The organism is uncultured Nisaea sp. (assembly GCF_963974195.1).
GTDB lineage: Bacteria > Pseudomonadota > Alphaproteobacteria > Thalassobaculales > Thalassobaculaceae > Nisaea.
The window spans coordinates 1-23,250 of record NZ_CAXBDC010000051.1 but is presented as its reverse complement, the minus strand read 5'-3'; the positions used below and the strand labels follow the sequence as shown (position 1 = coordinate 23,250).

The following is a 23,250-nucleotide window of genomic DNA, read 5'->3' as shown; positions in this document are numbered from 1 at the left end:
GTGCCACCGGCTGACCGAGGCTCTGAGATGAGAGGAAACGGGTTTGACTGACATCGTCACCTGTATGTGGTTCGACCATGATGAAGCCGGAAAGGCGGCCGCGTTTTATGCCGCCACTTTCCCCGACAGCCATATCGACCGGGTGAATAATTCCCCGGCCGATTATCCCGGAGGCAAGGAAGGCGGTGAGCTGACCGTTGAATTCACGGTGCTTGGACGGCCGTTCATTGGGCTTAACGGCGGCTCCACCTTTACACCGAACGAGGCGGTCAGTTTCATGGTGCTGACGGAGAGTCAGGAAGAGACCGACCGGTACTGGGAGGCCATTATCGGCAATGGCGGCAAGGAGAGTGATTGCGGCTGGTGCAAGGACCGGTGGGGGCATTCCTGGCAGATTACGCCGAAGCGGCTGATTGAGCTGATCGCCGATCCCGACCGGGACAAGGCCCGGCGGGTAATGGCGGCGATGATGACGATGCAGAAGATCGACATCGCGGCGCTGGACGCGGCGGCGGAAGACGCGTGACGTAAGCGCGGCATTGCGCCGGCACCGCGTCAGGCCTCGCGCGACATCCGCCAGAGGATGAACAGTCCCGGCAGGGCAAGAGCCGAGCAGGCGCCCATGGCATTATAGGCGGCGGTGCCGAAATCCTCGTACATCATGCCGGCAAGCGGCATCATCAGGCCCATCAGGACACCACCGGTCAGCGCGTAATAGAGGCTCTGACCGGTGGCGCCGAGATGGTCGGGAATGGCCCGTGTCAGATAGGCCATGGCGCCCAGATGCGCGGCTCCGAAGGTGAGGGCGTGCAGGCATTGCAGGGGCACCAGCAGCACCGGATCGTTTGTCAGCGGGGTGAGCGGCCAGCGGATCAGGCCGCCAATGGCAGCGAAAGCAAGAAAGCCGAGCGGGCCGATTTTGCGGGAGAACCGCCCTGCGAAGGCAAACAGCAGGACCTCGGCGACCACGCCGATGCCCCACAGGAACCCGATCATGCTTTCGTCCAGCCCGGCATTGCGCCAGGAGATGGAGCCGAAGGCGTAATAGACGGCATGACTGACCTGCAGCAGGCCGGCGGTGGCGACGAACAGCAGGAAGTCCGGCCGGGCCAGCAGGGAGAGGGGATTGCTGCGGCTTGTCGTTGCGGGGCGCGCGCGTTCCGGCATGCCCCAGCAGGCAAGCAGGATCGTGCCGACGGCACCGGCCGCGATCCACATGATCCAGCCCGGATCGCGTCCGGAGAGGAAGGCGCCCGTGGCCGTTGTGCCGACGATAAAGCTGACGGAACCCCAGAGCCGGACCCGGCCGTAATCGAGCTTTGCGTCACGGACCACGCGGAGCGCGATATTCTCCATCACCGGCAGGATCGGATTGTAGAGCGCGGCGAACAGGCCGCAGAGCAGGGCGATCGGCCAAAAGCCGGTGGCGCCGGTAAGCACGAGGCACGTGCCGAGCGAGAGCATGGCGAGCACGATGGAAAGCCAGCGGCCATGGCCGCGCCGGTCGGCGATATGGGCCACCAGCGGATGGGAGATCATCTTCACCCAGAAAACGGCGGCCATGATCGAGGCGATCTCGATCGGGCTCAGCCCGCGGCTGTCCAGCCAGACCGGCTGAAACGGCAGCAACACGCCGAACAACAGGAAGAAGGTGCCGTAGAAGCCGGACAGCCGGAAGAACAGGTTCCGGCGTTCCGCTGCGGAGATTGCAGCGTCAGCACTCATTTGCCGTCTCGCGATACCAGCCTCAGGCGGAGCGGCGATGCCCGGGCCGGGAAGCGGATATCGCGCGGCTCAGGACTATCACCGGCAACACGCCCGCGGCAACGATGGTGAGAGCCGCCAGCGCGCATTGTTCCAGCAATTCGTCCGAGGCGTACTGGTAGACATAGGTCGCAAGCGTCTGGAAGTTGAACGGGCGCAGTACCAGCGTCGCCGGCAGTTCCTTCATGGTGTCGACGAAGACCAGCACGATGGCTGTCAGCAGGCTGCCCCGTATCAGCGGCAGGTGCACCTTGCGCAGGGTCGAGAAGGGGCCGTGTCCGAGGGCACGGGAGGCGAGATCCATATTCGGTGTCACCTTGCCAAGCCCGGATTCGACCGCGCCGAAGGAGACCGCCATGAAACGCACCATGTAGGCGAAGACCAGCGCTGCGGAGGTGCCGCTGAGCAGCAGGCCGGTACTGAAGCCGAGATGCGCCCGCGCGACCGCATCGACCGCATTGTCGAGCGCACCCGCCGGAATCAGAATGCCGACCGCCAGAACCGCGCCGGGGATCGCATAGCCGACACTTGCCAGCCGCGCCCCGATACGGACGGCGGGGGCCGGGTTGAGGCGGACGGCATAGGCCAGAAGCACGGCGGCGGAAACGGTCACAAGCGCGCTGACGGCGGCGAGCTCCAGGCTGTTCCGGGTGTAATGCAGATATTCCGGGGTCCAGGATTGCTCGAAATAGCCGATCGCGTAATAGCCGAGCACGCCTGCGGGAACCACGAAGCCAAGCAGGATTGGCAGGGCGCAGGCGGTTACGGCCAGGACTTTCTTCGTTCCCGTCAGATGATAGCCCGGCAGAGCGCGGACATGGGTCGAGGTGTGATGGAAACGCTGCCGCGCGCGGGACCGGCGCTCAACCCAGATCAGACCGACCACGAACAGCAGCATGACCAGCGCGATCTGCGCCGCGCCGCCAGGATTGCCCATGAAGAACCAGACATCGAACACGCCGCGCGTGAGCGTGCGCACGGCGAAGTAATCGACGGTCCCGAAATCGTTCAGGGTCTCCATCAGGGCGAGTGTCAGGCCTACGGCAATGGCAGGCCGGGCAAGCGGCAGGGCGACGGAGAAGAAGGCGCGCCAGACGCCGGAGCCAAGGGTCCGGCTGACTTCCAGCACGCAGACCGATTGCTCCAGAAAGGCGGCGCGGGCCATGGCATAGACGTAAGGGTAGAGCACCAGTGACAGCATGGAGATGGCACCGCCCATGGTCCGGATATCGGGGAACCAGTAATCCCGCTTGGTCTGCCAGTCGAAAACGGCACGCAGGGCGACCTGGAGCGGACCGGCGAATTCAAGCAGGTCGGTATAGGTGTAGGCGATGACATAGGCGGGCACGGCAAGCGGCAGCAGCAGCGCCCATTCGAAGATCCGGCGGCCGGGGAAGCGGCAGCTGACCACCAGCCATGCAGTCCCGGTGCCGATCACCACGACCGAGATGCCGACGCCCGCCATCAGGATCAGGGTGCTGGAAACGTAGGTGCCGAGAACGGTGGAGAACAGATGCGGCCAGATGTTCTCTTCCGGGAAGAAGGCCATCCAGACCAGCACGGCGACCGGTGCCACAACCAGACCGGCCAGCGTCAGGGCGGCCACCAGCCAGGGCATGCCGCCGCTCTGGCGCCGCGACCGTGCCATGCCGTGTCCGGTCATGTTCACCATCTCGTCCATCAGGACTCCTCAAACGCCGAGAGGCCCGCGCACTGGCGCGGGCCCCGGCTCAGGGCTACAGCCCCAGGTTCCGAATGTCAGGCGTTTAATCGTTGTAGCCGACCCGGTCCACCATCTTGATGGCTTCTTTCCGCAACTCGGCGACTTCGGCAAGGCTGAGCGTGTCCGACTTGAACTCGCCCCAGGACTTCACTTCCGGAAGCCACGGCACAGTCGGGTTGATCGGATATTCGAAGTTCTGCTCGGCATAAAGCGGCTGACCTTCACCGCTCAGGAATTCCATCAGCTTGATGGCATTCGCCTTGTTCGGCGCGGATTTCGCCATGGCGACACCGGAAATATTCACGTGGGTGCCGCGATTTTCCTGGTTCGGGAAGACGAGATAGACGGAATCGGCCCAGGCCTTCTGCTTCGGATCGTGCAGCATCTTGCCGTAGTAATAATGGTTGCCGACGGCGATATCGCATTCGCCTTCCTTGATCGCCTTTACCTGTGCCCGGTCATTACCCTGCGGCTTACGGGCCAGATTGTCCTTCACGTGGGTCAGCCATTCCTCGGCTTTTTCCTTGCCGTGGTGGGCGATCATCGAAGCGATCAGGGCCACGTTATAGACATGCTTGCCGCTGCGGGTGCAGATCCGGTCATTCCATTTCGGATCGGCCAGACCTTCGTAGGAGGTGATCTCACCCGGCTTCACCCGGTCGCGGGAGGCATAGATAATGCGCGCGCGTGTGGTCATGCCATACCAGAGGCCATCCGGATGGCGGTAATGCTCGGGAATATTCTTCTCCAGGGCGGGGCTGGTCACGGGCTGCGTGACACCGGCATCGACGGCATCGTTCAGCCGTCCGATATCGACGGTGAAAATCAGATCGGCCGGGCTGTTCGCACCTTCCGCCTTGATCCGCTCGATCAGGCCTTTTTCGGCGAAGATCACATTGACGTTGATGCCGGTTTCCTTGGTGAAGGCGTCGAACAACGGCTTCACCAGGAATTCCTGGCGATAGGAATAGACATTTACCTCTTCGGCAGCCTGCGCGCCGGAGACGGAAAGGAAGGCCGAGCCGAGTAACCCCAGTGCCAGCTTCTTGATTATCGTCACGGTGTTTCCCCTAAGTTTCTAATGAGAATTACTATCATTCCCAATTATCGCGGATACAGCTTTCCAGGGTCAAGCAGGTTTCCCGTCAAAATGGCGAGTTCACGCGCTCTTTATGTGTTTGGAATGACTCCATCTTTATTGTCCCGGCTGCGTTTGCCGCCGCCGGGAATCAGGCGCCGGTCAACCGCGCTGCTCTTGATCAGGGCGAAAACCGGCATACCGGGTTCGAGGCCGAGCCTGTCCACGCTTTCCCGGGTGATGCGGGAGCGCAGGCCAGTGCCTTCCAGATCCATCAGCACTTCCGCGAAAGCGCCGTCTTCCTCGAAGATCTCCGTGATCCGGGTGCGCAGGGCATTGCGAATGCTGAGGCCGGCCGGCTGCTCGATGGCGATGGAGACGTCACGGGCACGGATACGGATACGAACGATTGTTCCCAATTCCGCATCGATACCCGGCATGCGCAAAATCTGGTCGCCGATGGCGAGATCGGTCATCGCATAGGCCGGATCATGGGCGACGATCGGTCCCTCGACAATCACGCCAGCCTCGAACCGGCCGAGCATGGGACCGAGATCCATGCGCTGCATCACCTCCGGCACGGCGCCTTCGGCGACAACGCTGCCGTCGCGGATCAGCAGCACGTGATCGGCCAGCCGGCTCAATTCATCCAGTGAATGGGTGACGTACAGTACCGGCAGGTCCATCTCGTCCCGCAGCCGCTCGATATAGGGCAGGATCTCCATCTTGCGCCGCAGATCGAGAGCGGAAAGCGGCTCGTCCATCAGCAGGAGCCGGGGGCGGGAGACGAGTGCGCGGCCGATGGCGACGCGCTGTGTCTCGCCGCCGGACAGGTCCTGGACCCTCCGGTGCAGCAATGGTCCGAGATCAAGAATCTCGATCACCTGATCCTGGGTGAGGTCCGCCCGACCGGATTTTGCCCGCCGGGCGGCGTAGTCCAGATTGCCCCCTGCCGTCAGGTGCGGGAACAGGCGCGCATCCTGGAAGACAAAGCCGAGATGGCGGCGGTGCGGCGGCACGAAGATGCCGTTGGCGTCGTCCTGCCAGACCTCGCCGTCATACTCGACATAGGCGTCATGACCGCGTTCAAGACCGGCGGCCATCCGGAGCAGCGTTGTCTTGCCGTGACCGGACGGGCCGAACAGGCCGACAATGCCGGAGATCGGTGCCGTGACATCGACCTCGGCGGTGAATTCGGGAAGGCGGATCGTACCGCGCAGGATCAGCATGGCCGGGTCATCCCGCCCGCACCGGTGCCCGCCGGTGCAGGATCGTCACCGCCATCAGCACCAGGAAGGAAAAGATCAGCAGGCCTGCCGAGAGCCGGTGGGCTTCGTCGTAGGACAGGGTTTCGACATGCTCGAAGATGGCGATGGAAATCACCCGGGTCTTTTCCGGAATATTCCCGCCGACCATCAGAACCACACCGAACTCGCCGACCGTATGGGCAAAGGTCAGGACGGCGGCGGTGAAATAGCCCCGGATGGCGATAGGGGAGGCGATGGTCAGGAAAGCGTCGAGGGGGGAGGCGCCGAGCGTGGCCGCCGCTTCCATATGCTTGGTGCCGACCGACTGGAACGCGGTCTGCAGCGGCTGCACGGCGAAGGGCAGGGAATAGATCACCGAGGCGATCAGCAGCCCGGAGAAGGAAAAGGCCAGGGTCTCCCCGGTGAGCTGGACCCAGGCGCCGCCGATGGCACCTGCCGGTCCAAGCAGGATCAGCAGATAGAAGCCGAGCACGGTCGGCGGCAGCACCAGTGGCAGGGCGACGGCGGGCTCGATGATCCAGCGCAGCTTCGACGGGGTATGGGCCAGCCACCAGGCAAGCGGGGTGCCGATCAGGATCAGGATGACTGAAGTGGCGCCGGCCAGCTTCAGCGTCAGAAGAATGGCGGAAAGATCGCCGGGGCTCATTTGCGGCTCATTTGCAGGCGCCGGGCGGCTGATACCCGGCATCGCGGATGGTTGTGCAGCCGGTGGGGGATGTCAGAAAGGCCAGAAAGCCTTCAGCGGCAGGATTGCCGGCACCGCGTTTCAGCAGCACCGCGTCCTGCCGGATCTGCGAGTGCAGATCGACCGGAACCGTCCAGTGGCTGCCACGCAGATTCTCCGGTGCGGACAGCAGTTGCGACAGGGCGACAAAGCCGACGGGTGCGCCGCCTGCAGCCACGATCTGGAATGCCTGGGCGATGTTCTGTCCCATCACGATGCGTTTCTCATAGGTCTGCCAGAGGCCGAGAGCGGTCAGGCTTTCCTTCGCCGCCATGCCATAGGGAGCCAGCTTCGGGTTGGCGATGGCAATACGGTCGGCCTCTGCCAGTTCAAGGAAGGCGGCGCCGTCTTCCGGAATGGCTGCCGGGTCGGTGCTCCAGAGTGCCAGACGGCCGGTCGCATAGGTGAAGGGAGGCTGCGTCGCGGTGCCATCCTTGTGCAGCAATGCCGGGCGGGCCTGATCGGCGGCAAGAAAGACGTCGAACGGGGCGCCCTGCTGGATCTGGGCATAGAGCTGTCCGGTGGAGCCGCTGGCAATCACGATTTTATCGCCGCTTTCCGCCTTGAAAGCCTTGGCCAGTTTGTCAGCGGTGGAGGCGAAATTCGCGGCGACGGCGATGGTGGCTTCGTCGGCCTGGACGGATGTTACCCCGGAGATGCCGGCCAGGAAGCCAGCCAGCAGGATCAGGGTATGTTTCGTAAAACGCCCGGAAAATCGCGGTTTCATGATCGGTCCAGTGATGTGCTGCGGTGGCGCGGAAGGAGCGTTATATATCATTGGATATAACGCTTTCGTCAAGACGCAGCCGAATCCGCCTTGTCTTCCGTGTCGCTGGCCAGCAAACCACGCAGTCTTTCCATCTCCGGTTCCAGAACTTCGGCGGCCCGGGCTTCCATCTGCCGGTAACAGGCAGCGATATCCTCACCGAGCGCGGTCAGCCGTGCCCCGCCGCCGCTGTTTCCGCCTTTGGCCGTTTCCACCAGAGGGGAGTGGAAATGCGCGTTCATCCGCTGCACCAGCAGCCAGGCGCGGCGGTAGCTCATGTTCATGGAGCGGCCGGCCTTGCTGATCGATCCGGTCTCGGCGATGGCTTCCAGAAGGTCCACCTGACCGGGGCCGATGGCGACATTCGTGTCCAGCACGACGCGAAGGCGTGGACCGAGGGTTTTGTTTCCTGCTTTCATGGGGGGACTCTGCCACGGAGTTCTCCGGGGCACACCGGCAAAATCGAAAACCCGTCAACGGGCGAAGGGAGGCGTCGTGGAAAACGCGACCGAAGATCTTATTTACGAGGTGAAGGACGGCATCGGCTGGATCACCTTCAACCGGCCACAGGCCCGCAATGCCTTTACCTTTGCGATGTATGAAGGTGTTGCAGAGATCTGCCGGAATGCGGGCCGGGGCGAGGCTGTTTCCGCCATCGTGATGTGCGGTGCGGGCGAAAAGGCTTTCGCGGCGGGCACGGATATCGGCCAGTTCAAGGATTTCTCGACCGCCGAGGATGCCTTTGCCTACGAAGACAACGGCAACAGGATGATGGCGGATATCGAAAGCTGTCCGGTGCCGACCATCGCGGCGATCCATGGCGCCTGCACGGGCGGCGGCGCGGCAGTTGCGGCCTCCTGCGACATTCGTCTGACGGCGGCGGATCTCAAATTCGGTTTTCCGATTGCCCGCACGCTTGGCAATTGCCTGTCGAACGAGAATTTGCGGCGCCTGTCCTGGATCGTCGGTCCGGCCCGGGTCTCGGAGATGCTGCTGACGGCGCGTCTGGTGGGAGCCGAGGAAGCCAGGGCGATCGGCCTTGTCTCCGAAGTGCTGCCGGACCGGGATGCGGTGATGGCGCGCGCCGCCGAGATGGCGGAGACGATGAAGGGCCATGCGCCGATCACCATGCGGGTGACCAAGGAAGCGCTCCGGCGGTTGCGTACCAGCGGGGCCGTTCCGGAAGACCGGGATCTGATCGAGGCGGCCTATACCAGTGCAGATTTCCGCGAGGGCATGTCGGCCTTTCTGGAAAAACGCAGGCCGAACTGGCAGAACCGCTGAGCCGGACCTCTCAGGCGGCCAGATTCCGGGTCATGAAGACGCTGTGCGGGTCGAGAGAATAACTGCCGAAGGGCGGGCATTCCTCGAACCCGAAACGGCTATAGAGTGCGCGTGCCGGTGCGAAAGCCTCCATGGAGCCGGTCTCCAGGCTGACTTGCCGGTACCCGCGTTTCTTCGCCTCGGCCAGAATATGCTCGACCATGATCCGGGCCACGCCCTTGCCGCGATGCTGCCGCGCCGTATGCATGGATTTCAGCTCGCCATGCTCCGGCGATAATTCCCGCAGCGCGCCGCAGCCGAGCAGACCGCCATTCTCCCAAACGCTCCAGAACGTGATGTCCGGATGGCGCAACCCGTCGAGATCGAGGGCATGAACGCTTTCCGGCGGCGAATTGGCGTTGCCGTGTTCCAGATGTGCGGACAGCAATTCCGCGATTTCCGGTCCGGTCAGATCGTCGATCCTGATTTCCATCTCACATCCCCATCTCTGAAATGAAATGAAAGCAAAGCATATCGGCTGAACGGATTTAATCTCAAGCTGAACAGTGCTTGTATTCTTTCATGAATTTATTGTCAGAAGAGCGATTTAGACTTGCCCGCATCGAGGGAGCACGGCTTAGTATCCGCTAGTGCACTCAAAATAATTACGGTTTCGGCGTATCAATGAAAACCGTATGGACAGGCGGGACCGGCCAAAAATGGCTATTTCACTGCAGACAGCAGCACTCAGCGCAATGCTCGCGTCGTTGCTGCTTGCGTCGGCGCTGACATATTTTAGATCGATTCCGAATGCTCCCGATGGGGTGAGTTGGTGGGCCGGCGGATTTTGGGCCTATGCGGGCGCCACTGGGTGCGTTGTGTTTCTTGCGCCGGTGCCCGGGGCGATTTTTCTGGAAATCCTGGTGTCCGCATCGGCTGTCATGATCGCCGCCGGAACACGCCGTTTTCTCGGATATAGAGTTCTGGCCCAGGTGGTTGTTCTGGGGATCAGCTTGATCGTTTTCTGGATACTCGCCGCCGAGATTTTCCATTTGCCGGTTCTGGCCCGGACCGTGCCGGTCTTCATCCTGTCCGGTGGCGCGTTGATCATTACAGGCGGATCGCTCTGGCGAAAGGGCGGGGTGGACGGTGTCGGCGCCGGATACCGGATCACCGGGACGCTCTTCATTCTCTGGGGAGTGCATCAACTGGATTATCCGGTGTTGCGCCATGTGGACTGGTTCGCGCCCTACGGCTTTCTCCTGGCGCAGTTTCTGGCCATTTCCTGCGTGGTCGGACTGATGATCGTCGCCCTGCATAGTGTTATGGCGCGAGCCGACAGTGAAGCCGCGGCGCGTCATGCCGCCGATGACGCACGGCTTCTGCAGCTTAACCTGCAGCAGAGCATCATCGATGCCGTGCCGATGCCGATTTTCGTCGAGGACGGTAAGGGCGCTCTGGTGAATGCCAATAGTGCGTTTGCGGAACTTACCGGCTGTAGCCAGCCTGATCTTGCCGGCCGGAAAATCAAGGAGATCTGGGCGGAGTCGGGAATCACCCGGAGCAGCGGGAAGGGCAAGGGTGCCCTGCCGGACGATGCGGCCTGGCAGGTGGCCCGGCAGGTGTCGGAGAAGCTGGTCCTGCCGTCGGGCCTGACCCGGAGTTACGCCGTTTCGAAAATGTCCCTCGCGATGCCGGGGGAGTCCCAGTTCGGGACTGTCGTGGTCATGCAGGACATGACGGATCGTACCCGCACGGAGGAACAGCTCCACGAAAGTGAAAAGCGGTTCAGGGATTTCGCCGAGGCCTCCTCGGACTGGCTGTGGGAAACCGATGCGGACGGACGTTTCAGCTATTTCGCGCACGGTGCGAGGGACTATAGCGGGCTTGTCCCGGAAAGCCATCTCGGGCGGACTCGCTTCGAGTCGACGATAGAGGATCTGACCTCGGAAAAATGGCGCGCGCATATTGCCGATATCGAGGCGCGGCGGCCTTTCAGCGGGTTTCGCTATCTTTTGCGCGGCGATGAAGGCCAGGAAGTCGCGGTGATGATCAATGGCGTGCCGTTCTATGACGATGACGGCACGTTTCGCGGATATCGGGGAACAGGCAGCGATGTGACCCGGCAGAGAGAGGCGGAAATCTCCCGGGACCGTGCGCTGCTTGGCGCCGAACGGGCGAACCGGGCGAAATCCGAATTCCTCGCCACCATGAGCCACGAATTCCGCACGCCCCTGAATGCGATCCTCGGTTTCAGTGAAATGCTCTCGCGGGAAGTGCTCGGTCCCGTCGGTGCACCGGCCTACCTGGAATATGCCGATGCCATCAATGACAGCGGCACCCATATGCTGGCGCTGGTGAACGACATTCTCGATATCGCGGCGATCGAGGCGGGTAAGCGCGTGATCATGAAGGAGGAAATCGTCCTTCTGGATCTGTTGCGGGAAAGCATGGTCGAGGTGTCAAAAATCGCGGCCGACAAATCGATCAATCTCGAGGTCGGACTGCCGGGTGTGCCCTTGCGGCTGTACGCGGATCTCCGTTCCGTTCGCCAGGTCATCCTGAATTTGCTGTCCAATGCCGTGAAGTTCACGCCACAGGGCGGCTGGATCCGGATATCCGCGCAACCCGACCGGGGCGACATGATTGCGATCCTCGTCGAGGATAACGGCGAGGGCATCGCGGCCGACAAGCTGCCCACCATCACCGATCCTTTTTCCCAGGCAAGCAATCATCCGCATCACAGCCATGAAGGCACCGGACTTGGCCTTAGTATTGTCAAATCTTTGGTAGATGCCCATTCGGGTGAATTGCAGATAGAGAGCACGCTCGGCGTGGGTACAAAGGTGACGGTCTGGCTGCATGCGGCTTACGGCCCGAACCCGACGCTTGCGGAAGCTGAGCCGGTGGAGCCCAAGGTTGACGTCGAGGAAGATCAGGACGAGGTCTAGCCGCAGTTTCCCGGCGCATCAAATGGGCGCATTCTCCGCGTCCAGTTGTTCCGGGGGCAATCTGTCTGTACATCCTGAACAGTAAACCGAACCGAAAACAGGTGACCTGATGTTTCGATCCTTCTTTCTGACCCGCGAATGGGCGGTGTGGGCGTGGGTTGGTATGGCGTTGATCGTCGGAGGGACCTGGTATCAGGTTCAGCTCGATGTTCAGATCAACGAGTGGTTCGGCGGTTTCTATGACACCGTTCAAAAAGCGCTTTCCGAACCCGGCAGCATCACGATCGAAGAATTCTACGGCTTTCTGGCTACGTTCGGCCGGATCGCGGGTATCTACGTTGTTATCGCCGTCATGCTCGGGTTTTTCACCAAGCACTGGGTGTTCCGCTGGCGCCAGGCGATGAACAATTTCTACATGAGCCACTGGGGCCGGTTGCGCCATATCGAAGGCGCCAGCCAGCGGGTCCAGGAAGATACCAAGCGGTTTGCGAATATCATGGAAACGCTCGGCAGCAATTTACTGGATTCAGTAATGACGCTGGCCGCGTTCCTGCCGATCCTCTGGGGGCTCTCGAAGCAGATCAAGGTGGTGCCGTTCTTCGGGGAGGTCGAGCATGCGCTGGTCTATGTGGCGATCATATTCGCGCTCTTTGGAACGGCCGTGCTTGCCGTTGTCGGTTTGAAACTGCCGGGGCTTGAATTCAACAACCAGAAGGTCGAGGCGGCTTACCGGAAAGAGCTGGTCTACGGAGAGGATCACGAGGACCGTGCTGCTCCGCCGACAGTTTGGGAGCTGTTCCAGAATGTCCGGAGGAACTATTTCCGGCTGTTCTTCCACTACATGTATTTCGATGTGGCGAAATGGAGCTATCTGCAGTTCGGCGTTCTGGTGCCCTATATCGCCCTCGCACCGACGATTGTCGCCGGTGGCATCACGCTTGGCGTCATGCAGCAGATTGTCCGGGCCTTCGGGCGGGTGGAATCCTCCTTCCAGTTCCTGGTCCGGAGCTGGGGGATCATCGTCGAGCTGATCTCCGTCTATAAGCGCCTGCGCGCCTTCGAGGCACAGATTGGGACGCTGCCCCCGGAGGTGCCGCAGCTCAAGGCTCCGGAATAACGCATCGGACTTTCCGGCGTGACTTAGACGGGAGTGGTACGCCGCCAGTATGCCGCGCTGGAGCGGCGTTCCGCCGGGAGTTCCAGCTCTGACTTGAAGTATGTCCGGAGGGCTCTTGCCTGTTCGGCTTCGCCGGCGAACCAGTAGATAGCGTCCCCGGCGACGGGGGGCGTTATGGCTTTCATCGCGTCGCTGAGATCGGCCGTGCTGACCCAGTCGATGGTGAAGTTCGCGGGCAGGGCGATCTTGAACGGGGTCTGATGCGGATGTAGCCCGATAACGGCATGGCCGCCGGTTTCATCCGGGCGGTTTTCCAGAATACGCAGGATCGCGGGGATGGCCGTGTCGTCACCACCAATCGCGAGCCATCCCGCGGGCGGGAAATAGCCGCCGCCGGGGCCGATCATGCCGACCTTGTTGCCCGGCTCGGCCGTTTCCGCCCAGTCAGCGAAGGCCCCGCCGGCATGGCGGACAATGTCGATATCCACTTCACCGCTTTCGGGACGGATTTGCCGGATGGTGTAGACCCGGACGGTCAGTGCGTCGTCGCCTTCCGGGTAATGAACCGCGCCGGATGGCTCTATCGTTGGCCATACGACGGGACGCTGGCCCGGCACCTCCGGAAACATCAGGCGGACATGCATGCCGCGCTGGTCGAACGGTGCCATGTCCTCGCCCTTCAGTGTCATCCGCAGCAGCCAGCTGGAGAGAGGCTGCACCTGTGTGACCGTCATTTCCCGGAAATTTTTCGGCTGGCCCGGGGCGGGGGCGACGCCGCTCCAGGTAATGCTTTTCGCCAGAACGGGGTCTGTTTCGGACAAATAGTGGGTGATGGATCCCTGAAGTGTTGTCAGTGCCGCTTCGTCGGGTGAAACGATCCGGACCTGAAGCTCTTCGTCCTGTGCCAGCAAATGAATACGGCCGAAATCGGTCTCGTACGTCGCGTCATTGGCGGCGCGCGTCACGGGAAGAATGTCGTGAGACTCCAGATGACGAACATGTTCGTCGAGCCAGGTCCCGGCATTTCCCACCGAAACCAAAAGTTCTGCTTGCATGACCCCGTGCCAATCCCGGCTCAAAGGCCGAATTTGATAATGAGATTTGTTCGCAGAATCAGTCGTAATTCATGCGGATGTCAAGGTCTCGTGGCGCAATGAGTCAATTCACCCGCTGGCTATTGCCGATCCGCTTTCGAGCGCCCGTTTCTGGGCGGCAATCCGGAACTGCGCGTTGCTGGCGCCATATCCGGCGTATCCGCCTCTCCGTTCGACAATTTCGAAGAAGAAGCCCTCGCCGTAATTGGGGCTGTAGATCTGGAAATACTCTCCCTGCTCATCCCGGTCATAGAGAATGCAGGCGCTCTGAAGCCGGCTGAGAAGATCGCCATCGAGCGCGAAACGGGCATCCAGATCGTCATAGTAATTCGGCGAAATGGCGAGGGGCACGAAGCCGGTTTTCTTCAGGAGTTCCGCGGTGGCGAAAATATCGTCCGTCCTGAAGGCCACATGCTGGACGGCGGAGCCGAAGCTCTCGGTGATAAAATGCCCGGCGAGGGTTTTGCTGTTTTCGGCACCGTTCAGGGTGATGCGGAGCGAGCCTTCCGGATTTTCAATGGCCTGGCTCCGGACCAGCCCGGCGGGATCAACGACATCGACCATCGGCGTTTTATGCGTATCGAAGATCGATGTGTAGAACAGCAGCCAGGTCAGCATTTCCTCGTAATTCATGGTCTGGGCCAGATGGTCGATGCCGGTCAGCCCGACCGTGAGGTCCGGCGCCTGATCGTCTTCCGGCTTGAACTCGATCTCCCATACCCGGGCGAGCTCGCTGTGGCTGTCGAGAAAATGCATGATGCCGCCGCCGACCCCCCGGATGGCGGGGATTTTCAGCTCGCCGGGACCAACGGGTTGCTCGAACAATGTCGCGCCGAGTTGCCGCGCCCGCTCTACCGTGGCGGCGGCGTCCTCCACCTTCAGGCCGATATCGCAGACAGTCGTGCCATGCACCAGATAGGAGGAATGGGCGAAACCTTCCCGTTCGGTGTTGATGACGATGTTGATATCGCCCTGCCGCCAGAGCATCACGTCCTTCGCGATGTGGCGGCCGGCTTTCTGGAACCCGAGCGCGGTCAGTTGGGCGCCGAGGTCCTCGGCCTCCTTTTCGTCCGCCGCGAATTCGATGAACTCGATACCGGAGGCGCGCACCCGGTCCGGCATGTCCGGAACGTCCATCGCGATGCCCTGCTCGGAGCGTTTCACCCGGTCCATCAGATAGACCAGGGAGCGGTGCCCATCGATGGAGATGGTCTTGGGTGAGCCGCCACGGAACTGGTCGTTGAAGATCTCGAGGGAGACATAGCCGTCGTAACCGGTGGCGGCGACGGCGCTCATAAACCTGGTGACGTCGAGATCACCCTCGCCCGGCATGCAGCGGTAATGCCGGCTCCAGTGAAAGAGATCCATGTCGATCGCGGGCGCGTCAGCCAGCTGGACGAAGAAGATTTTGTCGCTCGGAATGGAGCGTATCGAATTCGGATCGAGCTCCCGCGCCAGTGTATGGAAGGAATCGACGATCAATCCGATATTCGGATGATCGGCCCGGCGGACAATTTCCCACGCATCCCGATGGTCGTTGATATGACGTCCCCAGGCCAGTGCCTCGTAGCCGACGCGAATGCCGCGCTTCGCCGCCCGCTCGCCGAGTTCGGCAAAATCCGCCGCCGCGCGATCGATGCCGCCGAGGGAGAGGGGGGAGACGTTGGAGCAAATCAGCACGAGGTCCGCGCCGAGCTCTCCCATCAGGTCAAACTTGCGCTCCGCCCGGTCGAAGGTGCGGGCGCGCTGCGGCTCCGGCATGCCCTCGAAATCGCGGAAGGGCTGGAACAGCGTGATTTCCAGGCCGTGGTCCCGCACCAGTTGGCCCGCATCGCGGGGGGATCCGTCGAAGGCAAGAAAATCGTTCTCGAAGATCTCGATGCCGTCGAAGCCGGCCGCGGCGATGGCGGCCATTTTCTCCTCGAAGTCACCCGAGATCGAGACTGTGGCGATGGATGTTTTCATCGGTGTCTTTCCTCCATTAGCACTGGCGCGGGGATTGCCGTGTTTACCCGTCGTTTGTCATGCGCATGCGGTTTTGAGCCAGGCGCACATCCGGCGCAGGGATGCTTCGGTCTCGGGGCAATATTCCAGTGCCCGCAGATAGCCATGGATCAGGCCCTCGCCAGCATCCCGGGCGACCGTAACCCCGGCCGCTTCAAGTGCATCCGCATAGGCGGCGCCGCTGTCACGTAGAGGGTCGTACTGGGCGACGGCAATGTAGGCCGGAGGCAATCCGGCATGGTCGTCGGCTGCGAGCGGGGCGATATAGGGATCGCTGTTCAATTGCCCGGCATCGGGGCAATAGAGTGCGTTGTTCTCCGCCATGCCGGCGACTTTCAGGAGTGGCCCGTTTGCATTCTCGGCGTAGGACGGGCGGGTGCGGTCGAAGTCGCAGGACGGATAGACGAGCATTTGCGCCCGCAGGGGCAGGTCCAGCTCCCTGCATTTCAGGGCGGTCGCCGCCGCGAGGTTGCCGCCCGCGCTATCACCGCCGATGGCGATGCGATCCGGATCGATACCGAGCCTGGCGGCGTTCTGGTGTACCCACTGCGCGACCGAGACACATTGCTGGAAGGCGGCGGGGTAGGGGTGTTCGGGGGCCAGTGCGTAATCGACGCTGATCACCGTCTGCTGGTTCCAGGCTGCGATGCGGGAGGTTATGTCCCAGTGTGTCTCCGGGCTGCCCTGCATCCAGCCGCCGCCATGCATGTAGATCAACGCGGCTTGCGGTGCGCTGTCGGCATGGCGGAAGACCCGGACCCGGACGGGGCCGCCGGGACTGTCGATCCAATGCTCTTCGTCCGTTTCCACGTTCTCCGGTGTCTCCAGCCGCATCTCCCGGGCGATGGCCTCGAACCTGATGCGGCGGTCCGCCGGCGTGGCGCCCGGGGCCAGGCTGGACCATTTGCTGTCCCAGACGTCGAGGAAGCGGAGAATACCGGGAAGAATCCGGCGCGTTTCATCCAGTGAGTTAAGCACACTGCGTCCTTTGTCCGTATCGGTCCGCATGACGAAGCGCAGGATCATGTCGCCGACATGCCGGCGCAGCATCTGCTGGCCTCGGGGGCTGAACAGGTCGTCACCGAAAATCCGGGAGAATGTGGACCGGTTGGAGACGTTGAAATAACAGAGCGCGGAGATGTGCCAGTGCAGCTCAAGGGCTGTCAGTCCGCGCCGGAACAGGCCGAGCTCGCAGCCGCGGGCATAGATGTTTTCCAGCAGCCGGATCGCCGAGCTGTTCTGGCCGACGATACCGTCGGACCGGGACATATGCTCGCCATTGTGAATGTTCTCGATAGTCACCAGCCGGACGAAAGTGACCGCGTTGCGGTGATGATCGAAGGTGAATTCGGCAAGCTGGCGCAACGCCTCGACCGGCGGGACATGGGCCAGATCGAGGGCATCCTCGGAGCGGCGCATTTCCTGATAGGCTTCTTCCAGCACGGCCCGGTAGAGGCCTTCCTTGTCCCCGAAATAATAATAGATCATCCGCTTCGAGGTTTTGGTCTTGGCCGAGATCTCGGCAATGCGCGCACCCGAGAGGCCCTTCGCGGCGAAGATCTCGCGGGCGATCTGGAGGATGTTTGCACGGACCGCGTCAGGATCCTGTTTCCATCCTCCGCGGAACAACTCTTCGGTCTGATCTTCCGGATGGTCTGGTGACGTAACAATCTCGCCCAACGGTTCCCCCTGATCTTCTTAATTGCCTTCGTTGGTCGCAGCATACCAAAGCGTCTTGCCGGGTGCGCCCCCGGCGTGCCGGAGCGGACCCTGATGGCGGCCTGTATGCGACACTATTGACAGATTTAACCGTAGTGAACAATATCGAGAAAAATCAGCCATGCTGTTAACGGCTGGGCATAAGGGATGGACGTCGTGGGAACTGAAGTCGAGGTTATGGGCGAAGCCCCGTTGCCGGGAGCCGTACTTGCAGGGCTTATCGGGCACGGCATTCAAGCCTCGCGCACTCCCCGTATGCATATGGAAGAGGGTGCCGCGGTTGGCTTTCCGTATGATTACCGGCTGATCGACCTGCCGCTCGGCATGGGGGAGATAGCGCTCGCCCAGCTTCTGAACAATCTCGAAGATGCCGGGTATTGCGGTATCAATGTAACCGTACCGTACAAAAGAGAAATTCTGACGCATCTCGATGCGCTTTCGGACGACGCGCGCGCGGTTGGCGCCGTCAATACGGTGCTGTTCACCAAAGACGGCCGGATCGGCCACAACACGGACTATTGGGGATTTGCGGAGAGCCTGCGGCGCGGCCTGCCCGATGCCGCGCGCGATCATGTGCTGCTGCTCGGTGCCGGTGGCGCGGGGCATGCCGTGGCCCATGCGCTGGTTGATGCCGGTGTGAGGCAGTTGCTGGTGCGCGACATGAACCAGGCGCTGGCTGATGAGCTGGTGGATGAATTGAACGCGCGCGTCGGCCCTGGCCGCGCCCGGGCCGTGACGGATATTGGCGAGGCCGCCGGTGCAGCCGACGGCATCGTGAACGCCACCCCGGTAGGCATGCTGAAAATGCCGGGCATGCCGATTGATGGCGCGTTGATCGCACCCCGCCAGTGGGTCGCGGACATTGTCTACTTTCCGTTGGAAACAGAGTTGCTGGCGCATGCCCGGGCAAAGGGATGTGCCGTGTTGTCGGGCGCCGGTATGGCGCTCTTCCAGGCTGTCCGGGCATTCGAGCTGTTCACCGGCGTTACGCCGGATGCCGACCGGATGAAGGCGGTGTTCGACTCATTCGACTGACCGCTGCGGAACGCAGAGTCCGCAAAATTCGCAAAAAAGGGAGGAAACAATGCGAAACCAAACCATGAAAGGCGCCCTCAGAGGTGCCGTCGCCGCCGTCGCTCTTGTGGTTACGGCGGGAGCCGCAGCCGCTGCTGACGTTGTGGAAATCATCTATTCCGACACGGTTCAGGAAACGGACCGCCGCAGCGGTATCCTGAAGGAGCATTTCGCCGGATGCCTGGGCGATGGCTTCGAGTTCAAGCCCTATTTCGGCGCCACCCTGTTCAAGCAGGGCACCGAGCTGACCGCCATGCAGCGCGGCAATCTCGATATGGCCAACCTCGCCAGCTACGATTTCGAGAACCAGGTTCCGTCCGCCTCGATCCTGGGCACCGGCTATCTGTTCCGGGGCTATGAGCACATGCGCAAAGTGTTCGACGGCGACGTGATGGATGGCCTGTTCGGCGAGATTCAGGAAAAGACCGGGGTCAAGGTCCTGGCCAATCCCTATATCGGCACCCGCCACGTCAACATCAAAGGCGACAAAAAGATCATGACGCCGGCGGACATGGCCGGCATCAAGCTGCGTATGCCGGGCGGTGAGGGCTGGCAGTTTCTCGGCAAGGCGCTCGGCGCCAATCCGACGCCGGTAGCGTTCACGGAGGTCTATACGGCGCTGCAGACCGGCACCGTTGACGGACAGGACAACCCGCTGCCGACCAACAAGCAGATGAAGTTCTACGAGGTGACCAACCAGATCGTTCTGACCAGTCACCGGGTTGCCACCAACATCTTCGCCATGTCGGGCAAGAAATGGAACAGCCTGAACGACACCCAGAAAGCGAAGGTCAAGGAATGCGCCATGCAGTTCCAGGCCGCCATGGACCAGAGCACGCTTGGTCTTGAGAAAGAAATGGCGGACTTCTTCGAGAAAGAAGGCCTGAAGCTCTACAAGCCGGACATCGATGCGTTCCGTAACCACGCGCTCGATATGTACAAAAACTCCGACTATTCGAAGAACTGGCCCGCCGGACTCCTCGAAAAGATCAACAAGATTTAATATCCGAGGCGGCACCGGCGCTTTTGCGGCGCCGGTGCCGCTGTCTTTTCCGGAGGGACCGCTTTGCTGGGTTGGCTGTCGCGTCGCGCCGAGAATTTTCTCGCGCTGGTGCTCGCTGCATTGTTCGCGAGCTTTCTCATACAGATTGTTTTCCGCTACGTGCTGAACCTGCCTTTGGGCTGGACGGTCGAAATGGTGTCGATCTGCTGGCTGTGGGGCATTCTGTTCGGTTACGCCTTTGTTGTCCGGGATAGCGACATTATCCGGCTGGACATCATCTATGACATGTTCCCGCGCGGCGGCCGCCGGACTCTGGACGTGATCACGGGGCTGATCTGTGCCGGTCTGTTCGCCTGGACGCTGCCGATGGCCTGGGAATTCATCGATTTCATGAAGATCGAGAAGACGGCCTATATCCGGCTGCGCTTCGATTACGTCTTCGCCATTTATGTCCCCTTTGCGCTGGCCGTGATTTTCCGCTCCCTGCGCAGTGTCTGGTATGGCCTGTCCGGAACCGGCCCCGCCTTCAGCCTGACCCACGGGGCGGAGACTCATGATTATGATTGATCCGTTTACAGTCGCTCTCCTGCTTATCCTGTTCCTGGCTTTCGGCGGGCTCTCGATGGGGCTGGCGATGATCTGCGGCGCCTTCACCTATCTGCTGCTTGGCGGTTTCGATCCCTCGATCGCCTCCGAGACGTTGCTGCAGGGGCTCTTCCACGGCTACACGCTGCTTGCCATTCCGCTCTTCATCCTGGCCGCCGACATCATGAATATCGGCACGCTGGCGGATCGCCTGTTGCGGTTCAGCCAGGCACTGGTTGGCCGCTTCAAGGGCGGCCTCGGCCATGTGAATGTGGTCTCGTCGCTGATCTTCTCCGGCATGTCCGGCTCCGCCGTCGCCGATGCGGTCGGTATGGGCAAGATCATCATCACCATGATGACCAAGGACGGGAAATATACCGGCTCCTATGCCGCTGCCATCACGGCCGCCTCGGCCACCATCGGGCCGATCATCCCGCCCTCCATTCCCATGGTGCTCTACGCCCTGGTCTCGGACCAGTCGGTTGGATACCTGTTCGCCGCCGGGATGTTGCCGGGGCTGCTGATGGGCGTCGTGCTGATCGTCATGAACATGATCATCGCGCACCGGAGAGACTTCGCGACCGATGAGGCCATCCCGCTGCGGGAGCTGCCGGCGACAACATTCCGCGCCATTCCGGCCCTGTTGCTGCCGGTTATTCTGCTGGGCGGGATCTATGGCGGGGTGATGACGCCGACGGAAGCGGCTGCCGTGGCGGCGTTCTATGCCCTCTCGATTTCTGTCCTGTTGTACCGCTCCGTCACGTTCAAGGGCTTCTATCAGGCCCTGCTCGGCTCCGCCCGGTCGACGGCGACGGTCGGTATCCTGATCGCGGGTGCCTTGACCTTCGACTATGTGGTGACGCGGGAGAACGTGCCGCAGATGATGGCTGATTTTCTCAGCCAGTATGATCTTTCGCGCGCGGGTTTCCTGCTGGCCATCAACGTCATGTTCCTGGTGCTTGGCTGTATCCTTGAGTCAGGGGCGATCCTGCTGATCATCGTGCCGATCTTCCTGCCGACGGCTCAGGCGCTGGGCATCGATCTGGTGCATTTCGGGGTTGTTGCCGTGGTCAATGCCATGCTTGGCCTGATCACGCCGCCCTACGGCCTGCTGCTCTTCATCGTGGCCTCGATCACGAAGCAGCCGCTGATCCGGATCGTGAAGGATCTGCTGCCGTTCCTGGCAGCCCTTCTGGTTGCGCTTGGGGTGATTACCTTCGTGCCGGACTTCGTGCTCTTCCTGCCGCGCCTGCTCGGCTACAAGGGATAAAGCCGGGCGGGGGCTGAGTGCCCCCGCCCGCATCTTGCGGTATTCGCGTGAGGTTAGATCACGGGCACGGGGTTAGTCTTCCCGCTTTCTCCAAATGTTGATTTCTTACCGTCTGTTTGCGCCCCGGAAGCCGGATGCTTCCGGGAAGGAGCGGCGCTGCATGGGAAACGCTGGAAAAAATCAGCGAAATAGGCAACATTATTGACGCAAATTAGACCTCATCCGAGGCTCTATGACAGAATGCAGAAGACAAACGTATCGGAGAGGGGGCTCTTACTTCGGCCCCTGAAGCGCAAAATGCTTACTGAATGAAGGACGTCTGGTTACTTAACAATTGAGTGGAAGATTGATGAAGAACTCATCTGAGGATCAGAAAAAGAGATCCGATTTCCATGAGGTTGGCGTCGACTTGATGTTGCAGAAAATTGAGCCGCTTTTTTGCTCGAAATTTCCTGCGCTCTCAAACATCGCGATTGCCGGCCTGGTTTCGATCGCCGCGAAAGACCACGTCCCGCATGCCTATCTGTTCGTGTGGGTCGGTCTTATGTCTGCCGTGTCCTTGTATCGGATCAGTCTTGTCGAAAGGTTCGGGCGTGCCCAGGTGACGAGCGCGGAAGCGCCGCTCTGGGAAAGCCGGATGTTTCTCTGTGCCGCCGTGCAGGGGGGAATCTGGTCGCTTATCGGCGTCGCCATTGTCGCCTTTCCAATGCCCATCGATGTTTTGGGTGTTATGTCCATGGCTGTCTGCGGGATGCTGGCCGGTGCCACATTCACCATGACGGGCAGCCAGAGGGTTTTCCGGGCTTTCGTTGTTCCCGCCAGTCTGGGCCCCACGGTAGGGGTTGCCATTATGGAGGGCGGCCCTGGATTTATAATCTCGTCTATGGGGCTGGTTTTCCTGACCCTGGTCCTGATCTGGGGCCGCGCGATCGCGCGATCGGTGGACGAGCGTCTGTCCCTTGCGGCCGAGAAGGAGCACTTGCTCGCCAATCTTGAGCTCGCACACAGGGAAGCGGAGATTGAGAAGAATCTGAAGCAGGAAACCTTTAACAAGCTCGGGCATGAATTGAGGACGCCACTCAACAGCATCATCGGCTTTGCGGAGATCATCGGCACGGAAGCCGTCGGCCCGATCGGCAATGTGAAATATCAGGAATACGGATCTCTCGTCGCCGAGAGCGGAAAGCACCTGTCAAACCTGATTGACGAGATGCTGAATCTCGGGAAAAGCGAGAGCCTGCAGGCAGCAATCGACAAAGAGCCTGTCGAGGTTGCGGAGATCATCTCTTTCAGCCGGGATTTGCTCGCTCCCCTGGCAAGGCGGCGTGATGTCGAGCTGAATATCTCCTGCGCTGATAATGCTTCTCCGGTGATCGCCGCTGACCGTCTCAAGTTACGGCAGGTTCTGATCAACCTGATGAACAACGCAATTCACTACACGCTGCCAGGTGGAAAGGTAGATGTCGTGCTGCAGGAAGGTCCCAGCGGTTTCCTGGAAATATGCGTGTCGGACACGGGAATCGGCATGGCTGAAGAGGATATCCCCAAGGCGCTGGAGCCCTTCAACCAACTTGAGAGCGGCAAGATCCATAATCCAGGCGGCAAGGGCATTGGACTTGCCCTGTCCAAGAAGTTCGTCGAGTTGCATGGCGGCAGCCTGAGCATCGAAAGCGCGTTCGGCGTGGGGACGACTATCCGCGTCTTGCTCCCTGTCGGGACGGAGGGCTGAGGCTCTGGAAGCGGGGAGCAGGCTGGAATGCCTCTCGTCCAAAAAAATTGCCGAGAACCCAAAGGTTCCCGGCAAGTTGAACAGGGAGGCTTCACGTCTGGGAGACGTAGGACCCCGA

General features: G+C 61.2%; 20 protein-coding genes. 9 read left to right on the top strand and 11 right to left on the bottom strand.

Annotation, left to right across the window (positions count from 1 at the left end):
• Nucleotides 1-43 precede the first annotated feature (43 nt).
• Entirely contained in the window at nucleotides 44-526 is a 483-nt protein-coding gene (locus AAC126_RS12655; RefSeq protein ID WP_339853865.1) for a VOC family protein, read from the top strand.
• A 29-nt stretch (nucleotides 527-555) separates the two neighbouring features.
• Here the strand turns inward: AAC126_RS12655 and AAC126_RS12650 are convergent, their stop codons facing one another.
• The 7 genes from AAC126_RS12650 to AAC126_RS12620 form a co-directional block, all read right to left on the bottom strand.
• Nucleotides 556-1,725 carry an MFS transporter gene (locus tag AAC126_RS12650; protein ID WP_339853863.1) on the bottom strand — a complete coding sequence of 390 codons (1,170 nt, stop codon included), beginning with the start codon at nucleotides 1,723-1,725 and terminating at the stop codon, nucleotides 556-558.
• 22 nt (nucleotides 1,726-1,747) lie between these two features.
• Nucleotides 1,748-3,445, bottom strand: a complete 1,698-nt coding sequence (locus AAC126_RS12645; protein ID WP_339853861.1) for an iron ABC transporter permease — start codon at nucleotides 3,443-3,445, stop codon at nucleotides 1,748-1,750.
• A gap of 85 nt (nucleotides 3,446-3,530) precedes the next feature.
• Nucleotides 3,531-4,547, bottom strand: coding sequence for a Fe(3+) ABC transporter substrate-binding protein (locus tag AAC126_RS12640; RefSeq protein ID WP_339853859.1), 1,017 nt, complete (start codon nucleotides 4,545-4,547; stop codon nucleotides 3,531-3,533).
• 110 nt (nucleotides 4,548-4,657) lie between these two features.
• Nucleotides 4,658-5,794, bottom strand: a complete 1,137-nt coding sequence (modC, locus tag AAC126_RS12635) for a molybdenum ABC transporter ATP-binding protein (protein WP_339853856.1) — start codon at nucleotides 5,792-5,794, stop codon at nucleotides 4,658-4,660.
• Between the two features lie 7 nt (nucleotides 5,795-5,801).
• Entirely contained in the window at nucleotides 5,802-6,479 is a 678-nt protein-coding gene (modB, locus tag AAC126_RS12630; protein ID WP_339853854.1) for a molybdate ABC transporter permease subunit, read from the bottom strand.
• A 7-nt stretch (nucleotides 6,480-6,486) separates the two neighbouring features.
• Entirely contained in the window at nucleotides 6,487-7,284 is a 798-nt protein-coding gene (gene modA / locus AAC126_RS12625; protein ID WP_339853852.1) for a molybdate ABC transporter substrate-binding protein, read from the bottom strand.
• Nucleotides 7,285-7,352: 68 nt separating this feature from the next.
• Entirely contained in the window at nucleotides 7,353-7,742 is a 390-nt protein-coding gene (locus tag AAC126_RS12620) for a LysR family transcriptional regulator (protein ID WP_339853850.1), read from the bottom strand.
• Between the two features lie 76 nt (nucleotides 7,743-7,818).
• On the opposite strand from AAC126_RS12620, the gene AAC126_RS12615 reads away from it, so the two are divergent.
• Entirely contained in the window at nucleotides 7,819-8,607 is a 789-nt protein-coding gene (locus AAC126_RS12615; protein WP_339853848.1) for an enoyl-CoA hydratase/isomerase family protein, read from the top strand.
• 10 nt (nucleotides 8,608-8,617) lie between these two features.
• Here the strand turns inward: AAC126_RS12615 and AAC126_RS12610 are convergent, their stop codons facing one another.
• Nucleotides 8,618-9,079, bottom strand: coding sequence for a GNAT family N-acetyltransferase (locus AAC126_RS12610; RefSeq protein ID WP_339853847.1), 462 nt, complete (start codon nucleotides 9,077-9,079; stop codon nucleotides 8,618-8,620).
• A gap of 226 nt (nucleotides 9,080-9,305) precedes the next feature.
• Here AAC126_RS12610 and AAC126_RS12605 point away from each other — a divergent pair, with 226 nt between their 5' ends.
• Nucleotides 9,306-11,537, top strand: a complete 2,232-nt coding sequence (locus AAC126_RS12605; protein ID WP_339853846.1) for a PAS domain-containing sensor histidine kinase — start codon at nucleotides 9,306-9,308, stop codon at nucleotides 11,535-11,537.
• Between the two features lie 109 nt (nucleotides 11,538-11,646).
• Nucleotides 11,647-12,654 (top strand): putative transporter, encoded by a 1,008-nt coding sequence (locus tag AAC126_RS12600; RefSeq protein WP_339853844.1) that lies wholly within the window; start codon nucleotides 11,647-11,649, stop codon nucleotides 12,652-12,654.
• Between the two features lie 23 nt (nucleotides 12,655-12,677).
• On the opposite strand, the gene AAC126_RS12595 is transcribed toward AAC126_RS12600, so the two are convergent.
• The 3 genes from AAC126_RS12595 to AAC126_RS12585 all read right to left on the bottom strand — a co-directional run bounded on the left by AAC126_RS12595 (nucleotide 12,678) and on the right by AAC126_RS12585 (nucleotide 17,432).
• Nucleotides 12,678-13,709: a siderophore-interacting protein gene (locus AAC126_RS12595; protein ID WP_339853842.1), complete on the bottom strand. Its 1,032-nt coding sequence runs from the start codon at nucleotides 13,707-13,709 to the stop codon at nucleotides 12,678-12,680.
• A gap of 108 nt (nucleotides 13,710-13,817) precedes the next feature.
• Nucleotides 13,818-15,713, bottom strand: a complete 1,896-nt coding sequence (locus AAC126_RS12590; protein WP_339853841.1) for a bifunctional sugar phosphate isomerase/epimerase/4-hydroxyphenylpyruvate dioxygenase family protein — start codon at nucleotides 15,711-15,713, stop codon at nucleotides 13,818-13,820.
• Nucleotides 15,714-15,770: 57 nt separating this feature from the next.
• Nucleotides 15,771-17,432, bottom strand: a complete 1,662-nt coding sequence (locus tag AAC126_RS12585) for an alpha/beta hydrolase fold domain-containing protein (RefSeq protein ID WP_339853839.1) — start codon at nucleotides 17,430-17,432, stop codon at nucleotides 15,771-15,773.
• 195 nt (nucleotides 17,433-17,627) lie between these two features.
• Between AAC126_RS12585 and AAC126_RS12580 the strand changes: the two genes are divergently transcribed.
• From AAC126_RS12580 to AAC126_RS12560, 5 genes are all read left to right on the top strand, one after another.
• Nucleotides 17,628-18,506: a shikimate dehydrogenase gene (locus tag AAC126_RS12580; RefSeq protein WP_339853838.1), complete on the top strand. Its 879-nt coding sequence runs from the start codon at nucleotides 17,628-17,630 to the stop codon at nucleotides 18,504-18,506.
• A 49-nt stretch (nucleotides 18,507-18,555) separates the two neighbouring features.
• The gene (gene dctP, locus AAC126_RS12575) at nucleotides 18,556-19,548 is read left to right on the top strand and encodes a TRAP transporter substrate-binding protein DctP (protein ID WP_339853837.1); all 993 of its coding nucleotides are present in this window, start codon (nucleotides 18,556-18,558) and stop codon (nucleotides 19,546-19,548) included.
• A 63-nt stretch (nucleotides 19,549-19,611) separates the two neighbouring features.
• Nucleotides 19,612-20,115 carry a TRAP transporter small permease subunit gene (locus AAC126_RS12570; RefSeq protein ID WP_339853834.1) on the top strand — a complete coding sequence of 168 codons (504 nt, stop codon included), beginning with the start codon at nucleotides 19,612-19,614 and terminating at the stop codon, nucleotides 20,113-20,115.
• On the top strand, nucleotides 20,108-21,403 hold the full coding sequence (locus tag AAC126_RS12565) for a TRAP transporter large permease (RefSeq protein WP_339853832.1): 1,296 nt from the start codon (nucleotides 20,108-20,110) through the stop codon (nucleotides 21,401-21,403). The genes AAC126_RS12570 and AAC126_RS12565 overlap by 8 nt, the downstream gene beginning before the upstream one ends.
• Nucleotides 21,404-21,752: 349 nt before the next feature.
• Entirely contained in the window at nucleotides 21,753-23,132 is a 1,380-nt protein-coding gene (locus AAC126_RS12560) for a HAMP domain-containing sensor histidine kinase (protein ID WP_339853831.1), read from the top strand.
• Nucleotides 23,133-23,250 lie beyond the last annotated feature (118 nt).